Origin of the sequence: Mucilaginibacter sp., from assembly GCF_039935595.1 — a bacterium.
Taxonomy (GTDB): Bacteria; Bacteroidota; Bacteroidia; order Sphingobacteriales; family Sphingobacteriaceae; genus Mucilaginibacter.
Map to the genome: position 1 here is coordinate 1 of NZ_JBDTJZ010000091.1, position 15,563 is coordinate 15,563.

A 15,563-nucleotide genomic window follows, 5' to 3' on the forward strand; every position below is an offset into this window, starting at 1 on the left:
TTTATTTCCCGTCAGGCTCAAGCGGTGATGAACGGCAGGCATTTAAGTTCAGGTTTTTAGATGAGTTTGGTAAGTACTTAACGCTGCTAAAGGTTGAACACCCCAAATTGGTGATATGCGGCGATTATAATATTTGCCATCGCCCTATTGATATTCATAACCCAAAATCAAATGCCAATTCGTCCGGGTTTTTACCCGAAGAAAGGGAATGGATGGAAAACTTTATTGAGTCGGGCTTTGTAGATACTTTCCGTCATTTAAATCATGAACCGCATAATTACACCTGGTGGAGTTTCCGTTTTAATGCCCGCGCCAAAAACCTGGGCTGGCGCATTGACTATGCCATGGCCAGTAAGGAACTGGAAGATAAAATTAAACGCGCGGCCATATTACCCGAAGCCAAACACTCCGACCATTGCCCGGTTTTGCTGGAGTTGGAGTTTTAAACGGCTTACTAATGAAGACGCTATTAATATTATTGTTCGGAATTTTAATTTCTAAGAATCCTATAGAAAACACAACTTGGACTTGTAAAGTTGCCGAAGGCTGTTTTGATACTTTAAAATTTAAAAATGACAACTTAGTGAATGAATATAGTTGTGAAGATAATTATACCTGTCATAGTTCATATTCGTATTCAAAAAACACAATAACAATAATAACAAAAGATGATTCTCATTCTGAGGATCACGGAAAAATAGACTATTTCAAAATACAATATGCCATTCGTGGGAATTATTTATATCCTTTTAGTAGAAGTGAACTAATAAATAAAAAATGGAAAAAGGTTGATTTAAAATTTGATAAAAAATACTTTTTTAAAAAATTATAAATAATCATCCAATTTTAGCGCGAGTTCGATATATAAAAAACAATGACCCGTAGGGTCTACCTCTTTGTAGAATAAGTTGTCCCGTTAAATAATTGCCCCGTTAGGGGCTACCCAAATTCGCGAGGGTAGCCCCTAACGGGGCATAATAAATTATTTTAATCAGGTGCTACAAATAGGTAGACCCTACGGGTCATGTCAGGTATACTAATTCTAATCTCTCGCGTTAAGTTATTTTCACCTGTAACATTCTCACTAATCTCAATATCTAATTCATAATCAACACTACAATTATGAACTGGAATATATTTAAAAAAGATACAACTAAAAGCAAAGCACCCAAATCAAAAACCCGCGAGTGGGTAGATGCTATAGTATTTGCGGCGGTAGCATCGACCCTGATACGTGGCCTGCTGTTTTCGGCTTACGCCATACCCTCCGGATCAATGGAAGGTACGCAGCTTGCCGGCGATTATTTATTTGTAAGCAAAATAAGCTATGGTCCGCGTATGGCCATGACACCCATAGCTTTCCCATTTACCGAGCCCGTGGCTTATGGCGTTAAAACTTATTGGGGAGGCTTGCAATTACCTTATTTCAGACTACCGGGATTGGGGACGGTTAAAAAGCAGGACATTGTGGTATTTAACAAACCTGAGGAAGCCGACCTTAACCTGCCGGTTGACGAACGCACCACGCTGATAAAGCGCTGCCAGGCTACTCCCGGCGATATACTTACCATTAAAAACGCGCAGGTATATATTAACGGTGTTGCCGCGGCTAACGCACCCAAGGCACAAACATCCTATACGGTAATAACCAATGGTACAGATATAAACCCGCAAGTTTTGCATGATTTTAATATCACCATTATGCAGCAAAGTGCTGCTAATACTTATGAAATGACCATACCGGCGGAGCATTTGGCTACTTTGAAAAGCTACTCGAACATAAAGAGCATCACCCCGGCTATTGCCCCGGCAGGCGTTTATGATCCGGCAATTTTTCCGCATAGCGACAAGTTTAAATGGAACCTTGATAATTTTGGCCCTATAAAACTGCCTAAAAAAGGGTGGACCGTTGCCCTTAATGATTCTACGCTTACCCTATACCGCAAGGCTATTGAAGTTTATGAAAACAATAAAGTAACCGTTAATGGCAAAGATATCCTGATCAACGGAAAAAAAGCGGATAGCTATACCTTTAAAATGGATTATTACTGGATGATGGGCGATAACCGGCACGACTCGTTGGATTCGCGTTTTTGGGGTTATGTACCCGAAGATCATATTGTTGGTAAAGCGATGATTACATGGTTTAGTACCGACTCGACAGCTTCACTATTTAACAAAGTGCGGTGGGGTAGAGTGATGAGGCCGATAAATTAAAAGATTTCTTTTAATTGCGCTGATAATATTGGGATGTCAATTTGGATAGTTGAATATAAGGTTGTGGCTGATACTCCAAAATATTCGTGGATCAGTTTATTTCTCATACCTTTCATCAGGCTCCACGGTAGATTTGGATGTTGATCTTTAAATTGTTGGGATATTTTAGAAGCGGCTTCGCCAATTATTTCAAATCTTCTTGTTACTGCATCTTGTAACATTAAGTCATTTATAAAGTCATGTTCGCTTTTATCGCCAATATAGGATATAATTATTGTTATAGATTCTGATATATCTTGTATGTATATTTTATCAGATCTACTCATAAAATAGTTATTGCTGTTTGCAACACTTCTTGTTTAATAGAGGGTTTTAAAGCACTATATTCAACCAGATCAACTTTACATTTTAACAAAGCTGAAATTTCTTCTTCCAGATTAAGCAATTTAAAAAGTGTGAAATCTTTTGAGGGTTCAATTAAAATATCTAAATCACTATTGGCGTTAGCACTCCCTTTAGCAACCGACCCAAATATAGCAGCATGCCTAACAAAATATCTTTTTAATACGGGCAAAATAAGTTCCTGATATTGCTTTACTTGTTGCATATTCAAATATAGCGTAATATATACAAACAAAAAACGCCCCCTGTGCGGAGGCTTCTGGTATGTCAAAATGTTTGCACTACGATTTTACACGTTCTACATAGCTACCTGTAGCCGTATCAACCTTTACTTTATCGCCAATGTTGATAAACAAAGGCACATTGATTTCGGCTCCGGTTTCAACGGTAGCTTTTTTCATCGCACCGGTTGAGGTATCGCCTTTTACAGCAGGCTCGGTATAAGTTATTTCCAACTCTGCCGATGTCGGTATTTGGCCGGTAATAGGTTCGTCACTTTCAAAAGCAACAATCAGATTCATCCCTTCTTTCAAAAACTTAACCGCAGGGCCAAACAAGGTTTTAGGTACATTATGCTGATCGAAGGTTTCATTATCCATAATAACCAACGAATCGCCATCTTCATATAGATACTGATAATTGCTGGTTTCTACGCGGGCAATATCAACCTCTTCATCTGTGCGAAAACGATACTCCACTATTTTCCCGCTTTTTACGTTACGCATACGGGCCTGGTAAAATGCGCGCAGGTTGCCGGGCGTGCGGTGTATAAACTCTTCTACCTGTACCAACTCACCGTTAAAGCGCAGGATACTTCCATTTCTGATGTCGGATGCTTTAGCCATAATATTTGTTTGAGGCGCAAACTTAGGCACTTGCCCGCAAAGAAACAAGTTTGCAATTATGGTTTTAACCCCAACTATTTATCCTTTAACATAGCTAACGGATAAAATGTATCGCGCCAATAAATACCACCTTGTTTAAGGGTTATATAGGCAGAGCGTACCATTATATAGGCCATTAGCAACCCGGCGAAGGGTGTCATTAAGGCGTACCACCATTTATTAGGCGGAGTGGTTATTGCGTAAGCCATTTGCATGGCCAATAACGCGCCGGCCATGAGCCTGATACCGGTATCGCCAAAAATAAGCATGATAGGAATTGGAAGCGCTATGCCAAACAACGTTGCCAAAACATCAGCCATTGTCCATATAACATTATAGTTCCGTACGGCAAAAGTGTTTTTCATTAAACCGTTTATAAACTGACCAACATTTTTATACCACTCCAGCCAAATATAACCTTCGCCGGCAAGCACATCTTGTCGCAGTCCGGCGCGCTTTATATTTTGGCCCAATATAAGATCATCATCTGGCCTAAGCTTAATTTTTACATGAGTGCCTGCCTGCTCATAAGCCGTACGCCTTACCAAGTTAAACGCCCCCACACCTATTGACCCGCTTCTGTTTGGCTTGCGGGCATCCCAGGGGCGGGTAAACAGCAATAACATAATGCGGAATGTTGCCAATACACTATTTAATAATACCGACCGCGAGCGGGTAAATGGTATGATACTTAAATGATCAAGTTGATGCTTTTCTACATATCCAAAAGCCCTGCTAATAGCATCCGGATGGTATTCAATATCTGCATCGGTAAACAGCATCCACTCTTCGGTACTGTTTTTATAACCCTGATACAAGGCGTTATTTTTACCCAGCCAACCATCAGGCAGTTCTGTAAGCGTAATAACCTGCAAATGCGGATGTTTAAAGCGTTTTAATATCTCACCCGTGCCATCTGTCGACCTATCATTTACTACAATAAGGCGGTAGTTGTTATAGTTGATATTACAGAGACTTTGCAGGGCTTTTTCTACATCCTCCTCCTCATTTCGTACCGCCACTATAATAGCTACAGCAGGCTGATTAGAAACAAAGGGTTGATTTTTTAGCTTTTTTATTTTGTTTAAGCCAATTAGCACATAGATAATTGATAAGACGCCTAAAACGGTTATGGCTGAGCTATAAACAAGGAGTAACATGCTGATTTATTAACGACGCAATATACATTATGAAAACCTATAGTGGAGTTGGCACATTGTACTTATTTCTATAGTCATTAGGCGTTAAGCCGGTTACTTTTTTAAAAACATCTCTAAAGGTTTTTACATCAGTATAACCTACGCTATACATAACATCGTTAATAGATTTCTTACCCGCTTCCAATTGTTTCTTTGCGGCTTCCATTTTTACCAGCTGGGTATAGGCAACAACGGTATTACGTGTGGCCTTTTTAAACCTGCGTTCAAATGTCCGTCGGCTCATGTTAAAGGTGTCTGCTATTTGAGCAATGGTTAGTTTACCGTTGTAGTTATTTTCTATATATTCCTGTGCCTTAAGTATAATTTTATCATCATGATTTTTTTGACCATTAAAAATAATAAAGGCCGATTGGTTGCGCCGGTCAAGATCAATAACAAAAAATTTAGCAGTGTGCACCGCTATTTCACGGCTGGTATATTTCTCAACAAGATATAAAAGTAAGTTCCAATAGGCATTATTACCCCCGCTTGAATATAAACCTTGCTGATGGGTAATTACTTTTTCATCAACCATAGTTATATCGGGGTAATAGTACCTGAACTCATTCGCATATGCCCAATGTGTGGTGCATTCCCTGTTTTTTAATAGTCCTGTGTAAGCCAGCAAAAATGCGCCGGTGCAAAGGCTGGCAATTTCAACGCCTTTTTTATAAAGATCAATTATCCAGGGTGCGTAGTCTTTATTAAGATAAGTAGCGGCTAGCGCATCTCCAGACATGGACGGAATAATTATTATATCCGTTTGTTGCACTTCCTCTATCAGTAAATTGGGTTTAATTGAAAAGAGGCCGTAATTAAGGTCTAACTGTTTATCCAGGCCAACAAGAGTTACTTTGAACAATGAAGGCCTTCCTGATTTCTCCAAGATTTCATTAACCGTGTTAAATACATAAGCCGCGTCAGCGATAGAAGCCAAAACAGCATTCTTTAGCGTTAATATGGAAACATTGATCATATTTAAAGTTACAAAAATGTCGCAATACCCTACCTAACATTGCCGTATTAGCACAGCGTTAAAAAGAAATATTGCTGATACATTTGCTTAAATATTAAAAAAGAGAATATGATAAGCATTAATCCCTACCTAAACTTCATGGGCAATACTGAAGATGCCATGAATTTCTACAAAAACGTATTTGGTGTTGAATTCACAGCTTTTCAACGCTTTAATGATAGTCCGGGCCATGAAAAAATGGCAAAGCATGAGCAAAGCATGATTATGCATGCGTCAATACCAATGGGAAAACATAATACACTGCTGGCTACTGATACGCTTGAATCAATGGGTATGTCGTTAAACGCGGGGAATAATTTTTATATCTGTGTTAATACAGAGAGTGAAGAAGAAACTGACCGCTATTTTAATAAGCTGGTCGAAAACGGAAAGATAGAAATGCCGCTAAATAAAACATTTTGGGGCGCATATTGCGGCATGTGCCGTGATAAATTTGGTATACAGTGGATGATAAACTTTGATTTAAAATAGGCCAAAATGAAAAAGATCAATGTTTATTACTGGACTTTTACAGGACTATTATTAGCTGCTGTTGGTATTGGGTCGGTATTAGATGCGATAGCTACACCAGAGGCTGTAAAAATTGTTACCGGACTTGGGTATCCTAAATATCTGGTATCTTTTTTGGGCATAGCCAAATTACTTGGGTTCGCGGTAATTCTTGCACCCCGGTACCCAAGTTTAAAGGAATGGGCTTATGCGGGCATAGCATTTGACATTATTGGTGCGCTCTATTCAAATATAGCGTTGGGCAACCCTCCAAGTAATTTGATATTTATTGTTTTAGCACTTGTATTACTATTTGCGTCTTACACTTTTTATCATAAAAAGTTAGCAATGGTTGTGTAATAAGTTAGTTGGCTTATTTCTTATACTCGGCTATATTTAATTGGTGCCGGCAAAAATCATACTCATGCTGTTGGTTGGAGCATATTATAGTTAGACGGTTTTGTGCATATTGCTGCACCAGGCTTAAATACCATTCAACCCCCTGTGTATCTAAGTTAGATGTCGGCTCGTCCAGCATTAGCATGGGGGTATCTGAGCAAAATGCCAGTGCCAGCTTAAGCCGTTGCTTCATGCCGGATGAGAAATACCGGATCATCTTATTTTTACTGCTCTGCATTCCCAGCAAATCAATTACCGAAGCATTATCAAGGCCGGGAAGGTATTTTTTAAATTTAAAATGGAAATCGATTATCTCAGTTAGGGTAAACTCTTCTATAAGTTCCAGATAGGGGGCGGCTAAACTCAAATGATTAAAAACCTGTTCAATATCAATCAAACTATCACCTAAAAAAAAGTTGATATCACCGGATGACGGCGTTAAACTACCGTTTAATACTTGTAATAAAGTTGATTTACCCGAACCATTGGGGCCCAATATAGCGTAGCTTTCGCCCTGGGTAAAAGTATAATCAACGCCCTTAAATATCCAGTCCCTGTTAAACCGGCGGCCAATGTTTTGGAGGTTGATCTTCATTTTAGTTTGCAGTTGGCTGTTTGCAGTTGGCAGATGTCACATGCAAACTGTGAACTGCAAACTGCGCACTATATACTAACTATTCCCAAACCCCTTCATAATGCCACGCTGCGAGTTTTGTACAAAATTTATGATCTCGTCGCGCTCAATGGTAGGGTTAAATTCGGCTTCAATAATATCCAAAGCCTTGGTCATGTTGTATTTTTTAAGGAATATAATGCGGTATATCTCCTGTATCTCGTTAATGCTGGCTGCCGAGAACCCCCTTCGACGCAAACCAACCGAGTTAATGCCGATATAGGACAATGGCTCGCGTCCGGCCTTGGTATATGGCGGCACATCTTTACGAACCAATGATCCGCCTGATATCATGCTATGCGCGCCAATTTCAACAAACTGGTGTACTAATGAGCCACCGCCAATGAAAGCAAAATCATACACATTAATATGGCCGGCCAATTGTACAGAGTTGGCTATAATTACATTATCGCCAATAACACAATCATGCGCTACGTGTACGTAGGCCATTAACAGGCAGTTGCTGCCTATGGTGGTCGTGTTTTTATCTAAAGCGGTGCCGCGATTAAGGGTTACGCATTCGCGGATAACCGTATTGTCGCCAATAGTCACAGTGCTGGGCTCGCCTTTGTATTTCAAATCCTGCGGTGGTGCTGATACTACAGCGCCCGGAAAAATGCGGCAGTTTTTGCCAATACGGGCACCGTCCATTATTACCGAGTTTGAGCCTATCCAGGTGCCTTCGCCAATCTCAACATCTTTATGTATAGTTACAAACGGCTCAATTACTACGTTATCGGCTATTTTAGCCTGAGGGTGTATATATGCTAATGGCTGGATCATGCTTCAGGGGATTTTTGTTTTCTTACAATTTGGGCCATCAACTCAGCTTCCACAACCACGCGTTCGCCCACCATTCCAATTCCTTTCATTTGCGCTATGCCGCGACGTATAGGTGCCAACAGGTTGCAATGAAATATTAAGGTGTCGCCGGGTACAACTTTATCTTTAAACCTGGCGTTCTCTATTTTTAAAAACAAGGTAATATAATTTTCAGGATCGGGCACCGTATTTAATACCAATATACCACCTGTTTGTGCCATCGCCTCAATCTGTAACACGCCCGGAAACAACGGTGTGCCCGGAAAATGCCCCATAAAAACATCTTCATTCATGGTTACATTTTTTAGTCCTACCACATGGCTTTTTGATAATTCTAAAATTTTATCAATCATTAACATGGGCTGGCGGTGCGGCAATATATTCATTATCTGCACGGTATCGTAAACCGGCGTCATATTTGGATCGTACACCTTAAAGTGTTTGCGACTCCTTTCCTTTTTAATTAAGGTTTTTATTTTTTTAGCAAAGGCTACGTTTGCAGCGTGGCCGGGGCGTGCAGCCATAATATGGCCACGTAATGGTACGCCTACTAAAGCGAGGTCGCCTATCATGTCGAGCAGTTTATGCCGCGCCGGCTCGTTTTGGTGCCTAAGTTCAATATTGTTTAATATGCCTTGCGGTGCTACTTTGATGTCTTTGCGGTTAAATAGTTTGGCTAAATGTGCCAGTTCTTCGTCATCTACATCTTTGTCAACAACAACAATGGCATTGTTAAGGTCGCCGCCTTTTATCAGGTCGTGCTTTAACAGCATTTCCAGTTCGTGTAAAAAGCAAAATGTACGGCAGGAAGCAATCTCTTTTTTAAATTCGGTTATGCTTGATATACTGGCGTGCTGACTGCCCAATACCTGCGAGTTGTAATCAACCATGCAGGTAAAACGGTAATCATCCAAAGGCATGGCTACCATTTCAACCTTACGCTCAGGCTCAGTATAGTGTATATTATAGGGTATATGGTAATATTCGCGGTCGGCTTCCTGATCAATCAGGCCAATTTCCTGCAGGGCATCAATAAATTGTATCGAGCTGCCGTCCATTATGGGCGTTTCGGGGCCATCCATATCAATCAATACGTTGTCTATCTCCAAACCAACTAATGCGGCCAACACGTGTTCAATAGTACTTACGCTTGCTCCGTTTTGCGAAATAGTGGTGCCTCTTGAAGTATCGGTTACGTTGTCTACGTCGGCATCAATTATTGGCTGTCCCTCTATGTCTACTCTTCTGAATTTATAACCATGATTTTCGGGAGCCGGGTTAAAAGTCATGGTTACCTTCTCGCCTGTGTGTAAACCGGCACCTGATACTGAAACAGGCGCTTTAATAGTACGTTGTTTAATATTCATATAATATTATCATTCATCTGGCCGACTACGTATTAACCTTTGTCAGCTCCGCAATTAATTTTTCTAATTCAGCAATTCGTTTTTCAAGCGTAGGCAAGCGTTGGAAAACAACTTGCGACCGCATATTATCAGCATAACCAAAAGCGGGCGAGCCTGCCCATTTTTTACCTTCTTCAGTAATATTGCGGCCCACGCCTGATTGTGCCTGGAACTGCGACCCTTTAGCAATAGTAATATGTCCAACTAAACCCACTTGTCCGCCTATAACCACGTTTTCGCCAATTTTGGTACTGCCTGATATGCCTGATTGTGCGGCTATAACCGTATTAGAGTTGATCTCTACATTGTGTGCAATTTGTACCAGGTTATCCAGCTTTACACCTTTACGGATGATGGTGGAACCCATGGTGGCACGATCAATAGTGGTGTTTGAGCCGACTTCTACATCGTCTTCCAAAATAACATTACCTATTTGGCTCACTTTGGTATAGGTGCCATCGGCATTGGGTGCAAAGCCAAAACCATCGCTGCCTATAATAGCGCCCGAGTGGATAATAACATTATTACCCAGCACACAATCAAAATAAACCTTTACCCCCGAAAATAAGGTGGTATTATTACCGATGGTTACATTATCGGCAATATAGGTGTTCGGGTAAATTTTGCTGTTGTTACCTACTTTTACATCGGGTCCAATATAAGCAAAGGCACCTATGTAAACATTCTCGCCCAACTGTGCCGATGGGTGTATAAAGCAAGGCTGTTCAATGCCTGTTTTGTTAAGCTTAATAGTATTATATTTTTCTAAAAGCACCGAGAAAGCGCTGTATGCATTATCAACCCTTATTAAGGTAGTCTTTACGGGTTCGGCAAGTACCAGGTTGTTATTAACAATTACTACCGAAGCATTAGTAGTATACAGGTATTGCTCATATTTAGGGTTGGCCAAAAATGATAATGAACCTTCTGTTCCCTCCTCAATTTTTGCCAATTGATTAACTACTGCAAGGGCGTTACCTTCAACAGTTCCATTTAGTATAAAGGCTATTTCCTGTGCAGTAAATTGCATCGCCAAATTTAAAAGTTAATATTATATGTTGTACGTTATAGTTATACGTATTTAAGCTTTAACGGTTAGATGGTTAAATCCTTGCTGTAACATAGCACATATTTTTTTACAATTTTTGCCAAAGCTTCCAGGTTTGAATTATCGCTGGCCGCAGTAATGTCTTTTATGCTTCCATCTTTCATTAGTATGCGTATAAAACCATCGCCTATTTTATAGGCATGGTTTAGTATAATGTCCTTAAATACAAAATATTGCGCTTCATGGGCTGTAATGCCATAGTTTTTCATGGCCCTTTCGGTTAAGGTGGCTATGGCATTTTCATCAGCCGGCTCATTGGTTATATCAACATGGTAAAGCTTGCGGGTTATAAAATCAGTACAAAGTTTTGCTAATACCTTGTCGTCGCTATGCGCCCATACTTTTACTGCCGATATGATATCGGTATCATCCAACGCGGCAAAAGTTTCTATATGATGGTCCTCATTAATAAAAACTTCGCGGCTAATGGTTTTTTGCAGAAAATGATCAAGCGCCGGGGTGGCAAACAACTTTTGCCCGGCTAAAGCCAGTTCTCGCGCGCGTGTTAATATTTTAACCAGCAGCATCTCGGCAGCTATTACCGTTTTATGAAAATAAACCTGCCAGTACATCAGCCTGCGGGCAATTAAAAACTTCTCAATCGAGTATATACCTTTCTCCTCAATGGTGATATGGTCATCTTTAACATTAAGCATTTTGATGATACGATCTGAGCTGATAACCCCTTCAGATACACCGGTAAAAAAGCTGTCGCGGTTCAAATAGTCAAGGCGGTCCATATCCAGTTGGCTGGATACCATTTCATGTAAAAAACCCTTGGTGTATGTGCCGTTAAAGATGCTGATAGCCATAGTTAACCGCCCGTTAAACTGTTTATTAAGCTTATCCATCAATAACATGGATATATCTTCGTGGGATATGCCTTCAACAATAGTATGCTCCAACGCGTGCGAAAACGGGCCGTGGCCAATATCATGCAGTAAAATGGCAATGGCTACGGCCTCTTCCTCTTCGGGCGTAATAGTTTGCCCCTTGCTGCGCAATACCTCTACAGACATTTTCATCAAATGCATAGCACCCAACGCATGGTGAAAACGCGTATGCAGGGCCCCCGGATATACCAGGTGCGTCATGCCTAACTGTTTGATATACCTTAAACGTTGAAAATACGGGTGTTCAATCAGGTCAAATACCAACTCAGTAGGTATGCTGATAAATCCGTAAACGGGGTCGTTTATAATTTTCTTCTTGTTCAATATTTATTAGGATGTTATGCAAAAGTGTTAAATAAACCTGTAGCGTGTATTATATTTGTTAATTTTTGTTAATTATTTTTAATATTACAACAAAACCGTTGCTTTGAGGGTTATACGGGTTACTATAATAAATACTACTATGCAGGATACAACGATACTTTGGGCTGATGATGAGATAGACCTGTTAAGACCACACATACTTTTTTTAAATGATAAAGGCTACAAAGTTACCACGGTAACTAATGGCAATGACGCGGTAGAAACATTTAAGAATAACCACTTCGACCTTATTTTTTTAGACGAAAATATGCCCGGGCTTACCGGCATTGAAACAATGGCACAAATTAAGGCAATTAACACCGATGTGCCTATTGTGCTGATAACCAAAAATGAGGAAGAATATTTGATGGAAGATGCCATAGGCTCAAAAATTGACGATTTTTTGATAAAGCCGGTACACCCCAAGCAAATATTACTCACCATAAAAAAACTTACCGAAAATAAGCGCCTGGTAACGGCTAAAACTACCATGGCCTATCAGCAGGACTTCCGTACGCTGGGCATTACCCTTAATGATAACCTTGACCACCAGGAATGGATTGATGTTTATAAAAAGTTAATATACTGGGAGTTGGAACTACAGCAATTGGAGGATGCCGGTATGCACGAGATTTTAACCTTGCAAAAAGCCGAAGCCAACACTCAATTTTGCAAGTTTGTGGAGCGAAACTATTTAGATTGGTTAAAGAACCCTGATACTGCGCCAACAAATTCTACACAACTGTTTAAAAAGAAGGTTTTCCCTAAACTGGAAGGAAAAGGCCCGTTGTTTTTTATATTGATAGATAATTTAAGGTACGATCAGTTTAAAATTATTAACCCAATCATATCCGAATATTTCAGGCTGGAAGAAGAAGATGCTTATTACAGTATATTACCCACAGCCACACAATACGCGCGTAATGCCATTTTTTCGGGATTGATGCCGTTAGAGATGGAGAAGCGTTATCCGGAAATGTGGCAAAATGACGAAGATGAGGGGGGTAAAAACTTATTTGAATCTAATTTCCTTTCAGACCAGATAAAGCGTTTGGTGCGTAAGGATTGTAAACACTCTTATCATAAAATATTGAATGTAGATGAGGGGCGCGCGCTTAATGATTCGGTTAGTAACCTGATGAAGAATGACCTGAACGTGGTGGTGTATAACTTTGTGGATATGCTGTCGCATGCCCGTACAGATATGCAGATGATACGTGAACTGGCCAGCGATGACGCGGCATACCGATCATTAACCCTATCATGGTTTGAACATTCGCCGTTATTTGACCTGCTTAAGTTTTTGGCGCAAAAACAGGTAAGGGTTGTTATTACAACTGATCATGGTACCATACGGGTTAAAAAACCAAGCAAAATAGTAGGCGACCGCAATACCAATACCAACCTGCGTTATAAACAAGGCCGTAACTTAAATTTTAATGCTAAGGATGTGTTTCATGTACGAAACCCGCACGATGCGATGCTGCCCAAGCTGCATATAAGTTCGAGTTTTGTATTTGCAAAAGAGGACACCTATTTTGTGTACCCCAACAACTACAATCATTTTGTTAACTTTTATAATGAAACTTTTCAGCATGGGGGTATTTCGTTAGAAGAGGTGATCATTCCGATAGCTACCTACGGGCCTAAATAATAGCTATTGAAATAGGTTTTTTTTGTATTTTTGATATATCAAACAATAGCGATATGGATGCGGCAAAAATTAATATTCATCTAAATTTTCAGCAAATAGTCGACGCAGTTAAGCAACTTAGCCCAAAAGATAAGTTAAAACTAAACGAATTTATTTGGGATGAGAATAGTATGATTCCTCTTGAACATCAAAACATTGTTGCTGAAAGAATTAAAGAAGCACGGCGAAATCCCGATATGATGTTAAATTGGGACGAAGTATCAAGGCAGTTAACGGTATAAATTCAAATTCCAGAATATGGAATAAGAGACTGAATTTTTTAAAATGATTCTAACTGCCAACTCTTTATTAAGCCTCCCTCCAATTGCCCAACAAATAATTGATTATGCAGACACCTCCCGCATTTTTCTTTTTTATGGCGATATGGGCGCCGGAAAAACTACGCTGATAAAATCGTTATGCGATGTTTTGGGCAGCAATGATAACATTACCAGCCCAACCTTTGCTATAGTGAATGAATATGAAGGCCGGGATAGTAAAATATACCACTTTGATTTTTATCGGCTTAAAAACCAAAACGAGGCTTTAGATATTGGCTGCGACGAATATTTTTACTCGGGCAACTACTGTTTTATTGAATGGCCCGAAAAAATACCGGGTATACTTCCTGATAATTATGTAAAGGTTGCCATTAAGGTGATGGAGAACAATTTGCGGCAGATAACTTTAGATAAATTTTAGTTTTTAAAGCGGTTTTTTTCTTATCTTCATCATCCAGAAAAAAACGTTTATGAGCTCAGGGAAATATACCGGCTTTTCGGACATTGCAAAGCAGGCAATGATGCAACCGCAGGAGTCAATGCTTGAAGTAAAGAATAAAAAGAACAAGCTTTATATAGGCATCCCTAAAGAAACATCCTTTCAGGAAAACCGGATTGCTTTAACCCCTTTATCGGTAGCGTTGCTGGTTAATAATGGCCATGAGGTTATACTGGAAAGCAATGCCGGCAAAGCGGCTAAATTTTTAGATAAAGACTACAGCGAACAGGGCGCTCAAATTGTTTTTGATACCAAAAAAGTTTACGAGGCCGATATCATCATAAAAATTGCCCCGCCTACATTACAGGAAATTGAAATGATGAAACCCGGGCAGATATTAATATCTGCCCTTCAATTAGCTACCTTAAAGGCAGATTGTTTGCAGGCCCTGTTAAATAAAAAAGTAACCGCCTTATGTTTTGAGCATTTATTGGACGAAGGCGGTTGCCTAACCGTTATACGCGCCATGAGCGAAATAGTAGGAGCCACATCAATACTGATAGCTGCCGAATATTTGAGCAATGTATTTGATGGCAAGGGCCTGATGCTGGGAGGTATAACCGGTGTGCCGCCAACCGAAATTGTAATACTGGGTGCCGGTACCGTGGGCGAATATGCAGCCCGTACAGCCCTGGCCCTGGGTGCCGAAGTAAAAGTATTTGACCCTTCTATCTATAAATTGCGCCGCTTGCAAAATAATATTGGCAGCCGGGTATTTACCTCGGTGGTGCAGCCCATTGTGTTAGAAAAAGCTATTACCACCTGCGATGTAGCCATTGGTGCCATACGGGCCGAAGATGGCCGTAGCCCTTGTATCGTATCAGAAGCGACGGTTAGCCGCATGAAACCTAACTCGGTTATTATTGATGTAAGTATTGACCAGGGGGGGTGTTTTGAAACATCAGAGGTTACCAACCATACACACCCGGTATTCCGCAAGTATGATGTTATACATTATTGCGTACCCAACATTGCATCGCGTGTGGCACGTACAGCAACCTATGCGCTTACCAACATATTTGCCCCCATATTGCTTGATATTGGCGAACAGGGTGGGGTTAAGAATGTAATATGGCAAAAATCAGGTATACGCGATGCGGTTTATATTTACCAGGGCCACCTCACCAACAAACACATAGCCGAACGTTTTTTACTTCAATATAAAGATCTTGATTTATTAATTGTTTCAAACCGATAAC

General features: G+C 40.2%; 19 protein-coding genes. 9 read left to right on the forward strand and 10 right to left on the reverse strand.

The annotated features are described in order from the left end of the window. The 3 genes from ABI367_RS05920 to lepB form a co-directional block, all read left to right on the forward strand. Positions 1 to 446, forward strand: a 446-nt coding sequence (locus ABI367_RS05920; RefSeq protein WP_462230048.1) for an exodeoxyribonuclease III, incomplete at its 5' end; no start/stop codon positions are given. An 11-nt stretch (positions 447 to 457) separates the two neighbouring features. After that, a complete protein-coding gene (locus ABI367_RS05925) occupies positions 458 to 832 on the forward strand; it encodes a hypothetical protein (RefSeq protein ID WP_462230050.1) in 375 nt (124 codons plus the stop codon). Between the two features lie 290 nt (positions 833 to 1,122). Then, positions 1,123 to 2,217 carry a signal peptidase I gene (lepB, locus tag ABI367_RS05930; RefSeq protein WP_462230052.1) on the forward strand — a complete coding sequence of 365 codons (1,095 nt, stop codon included), beginning with the start codon at positions 1,123 to 1,125 and terminating at the stop codon, positions 2,215 to 2,217. On the opposite strand, the gene ABI367_RS05935 is transcribed toward lepB, so the two are convergent. The 5 genes from ABI367_RS05935 to ABI367_RS05955 all read right to left on the reverse strand — a co-directional run bounded on the left by ABI367_RS05935 (position 2,214) and on the right by ABI367_RS05955 (position 5,678). Further along, positions 2,214 to 2,543 (reverse strand): HepT-like ribonuclease domain-containing protein, encoded by a 330-nt coding sequence (locus ABI367_RS05935; protein ID WP_462230054.1) that lies wholly within the window; start codon positions 2,541 to 2,543, stop codon positions 2,214 to 2,216. The genes lepB and ABI367_RS05935 overlap by 4 nt on opposite strands. Beyond that, on the reverse strand, positions 2,540 to 2,824 hold the full coding sequence (locus ABI367_RS05940) for a nucleotidyltransferase family protein (RefSeq protein ID WP_462230056.1): 285 nt from the start codon (positions 2,822 to 2,824) through the stop codon (positions 2,540 to 2,542). Before ABI367_RS05940 ends, ABI367_RS05935 begins: the two co-directional genes overlap by 4 nt. Before the next feature lie 76 nt (positions 2,825 to 2,900). Further along, entirely contained in the window at positions 2,901 to 3,464 is a 564-nt protein-coding gene (gene efp / locus ABI367_RS05945; protein ID WP_462230058.1) for an elongation factor P, read from the reverse strand. A gap of 74 nt (positions 3,465 to 3,538) precedes the next feature. Beyond that, positions 3,539 to 4,663: a glycosyltransferase family 2 protein gene (locus ABI367_RS05950; protein ID WP_462230060.1), complete on the reverse strand. Its 1,125-nt coding sequence runs from the start codon at positions 4,661 to 4,663 to the stop codon at positions 3,539 to 3,541. Between the two features lie 37 nt (positions 4,664 to 4,700). Continuing rightward, the gene (locus ABI367_RS05955) at positions 4,701 to 5,678 is read right to left on the reverse strand and encodes a GlxA family transcriptional regulator (protein ID WP_462230062.1); all 978 of its coding nucleotides are present in this window, start codon (positions 5,676 to 5,678) and stop codon (positions 4,701 to 4,703) included. 108 nt (positions 5,679 to 5,786) lie between these two features. Between ABI367_RS05955 and ABI367_RS05960 the strand changes: the two genes are divergently transcribed. Next, positions 5,787 to 6,209 (forward strand): VOC family protein, encoded by a 423-nt coding sequence (locus ABI367_RS05960; RefSeq protein WP_462230064.1) that lies wholly within the window; start codon positions 5,787 to 5,789, stop codon positions 6,207 to 6,209. A 6-nt stretch (positions 6,210 to 6,215) separates the two neighbouring features. Further along, positions 6,216 to 6,587 carry a DoxX family protein gene (locus tag ABI367_RS05965; protein ID WP_462230066.1) on the forward strand — a complete coding sequence of 124 codons (372 nt, stop codon included), beginning with the start codon at positions 6,216 to 6,218 and terminating at the stop codon, positions 6,585 to 6,587. Positions 6,588 to 6,600: 13 nt separating this feature from the next. Here ABI367_RS05965 and ABI367_RS05970 read toward each other — a convergent pair whose 3' ends face one another. The 5 genes from ABI367_RS05970 to ABI367_RS05990 form a co-directional block, all read right to left on the reverse strand. Continuing rightward, positions 6,601 to 7,221 (reverse strand): ABC transporter ATP-binding protein, encoded by a 621-nt coding sequence (locus tag ABI367_RS05970; RefSeq protein WP_462230068.1) that lies wholly within the window; start codon positions 7,219 to 7,221, stop codon positions 6,601 to 6,603. A 75-nt stretch (positions 7,222 to 7,296) separates the two neighbouring features. Further along, entirely contained in the window at positions 7,297 to 8,082 is a 786-nt protein-coding gene (gene lpxA, locus ABI367_RS05975; protein WP_462230070.1) for an acyl-ACP--UDP-N-acetylglucosamine O-acyltransferase, read from the reverse strand. Next, positions 8,079 to 9,488 (reverse strand): bifunctional UDP-3-O-[3-hydroxymyristoyl] N-acetylglucosamine deacetylase/3-hydroxyacyl-ACP dehydratase, encoded by a 1,410-nt coding sequence (locus ABI367_RS05980; protein WP_462230072.1) that lies wholly within the window; start codon positions 9,486 to 9,488, stop codon positions 8,079 to 8,081. Before ABI367_RS05980 ends, lpxA begins: the two co-directional genes overlap by 4 nt. A gap of 25 nt (positions 9,489 to 9,513) precedes the next feature. After that, the gene (gene lpxD, locus ABI367_RS05985; RefSeq protein WP_462230074.1) at positions 9,514 to 10,557 is read right to left on the reverse strand and encodes a UDP-3-O-(3-hydroxymyristoyl)glucosamine N-acyltransferase; all 1,044 of its coding nucleotides are present in this window, start codon (positions 10,555 to 10,557) and stop codon (positions 9,514 to 9,516) included. 65 nt (positions 10,558 to 10,622) lie between these two features. Then, positions 10,623 to 11,852 (reverse strand): HD domain-containing protein, encoded by a 1,230-nt coding sequence (locus tag ABI367_RS05990; RefSeq protein WP_462230076.1) that lies wholly within the window; start codon positions 11,850 to 11,852, stop codon positions 10,623 to 10,625. A 139-nt stretch (positions 11,853 to 11,991) separates the two neighbouring features. Here ABI367_RS05990 and porX point away from each other — a divergent pair, with 139 nt between their 5' ends. Genes porX through ABI367_RS06010 form a run of 4 tightly spaced genes read left to right on the forward strand, consistent with a single transcriptional unit; the run spans position 11,992 to position 15,562 of the window. Beyond that, a complete protein-coding gene (porX, locus tag ABI367_RS05995; RefSeq protein ID WP_462230078.1) occupies positions 11,992 to 13,545 on the forward strand; it encodes a T9SS response regulator signal transducer PorX in 1,554 nt (517 codons plus the stop codon). Between the two features lie 53 nt (positions 13,546 to 13,598). Next, positions 13,599 to 13,826 (forward strand): addiction module protein, encoded by a 228-nt coding sequence (locus ABI367_RS06000; RefSeq protein ID WP_462230080.1) that lies wholly within the window; start codon positions 13,599 to 13,601, stop codon positions 13,824 to 13,826. A 43-nt stretch (positions 13,827 to 13,869) separates the two neighbouring features. Further along, a complete protein-coding gene (gene tsaE / locus ABI367_RS06005) occupies positions 13,870 to 14,286 on the forward strand; it encodes a tRNA (adenosine(37)-N6)-threonylcarbamoyltransferase complex ATPase subunit type 1 TsaE (RefSeq protein WP_462230082.1) in 417 nt (138 codons plus the stop codon). Positions 14,287 to 14,335: 49 nt separating this feature from the next. After that, positions 14,336 to 15,562 (forward strand): alanine dehydrogenase, encoded by a 1,227-nt coding sequence (locus ABI367_RS06010; RefSeq protein ID WP_462230084.1) that lies wholly within the window; start codon positions 14,336 to 14,338, stop codon positions 15,560 to 15,562. Position 15,563: the final 1 nt, after the last annotated feature.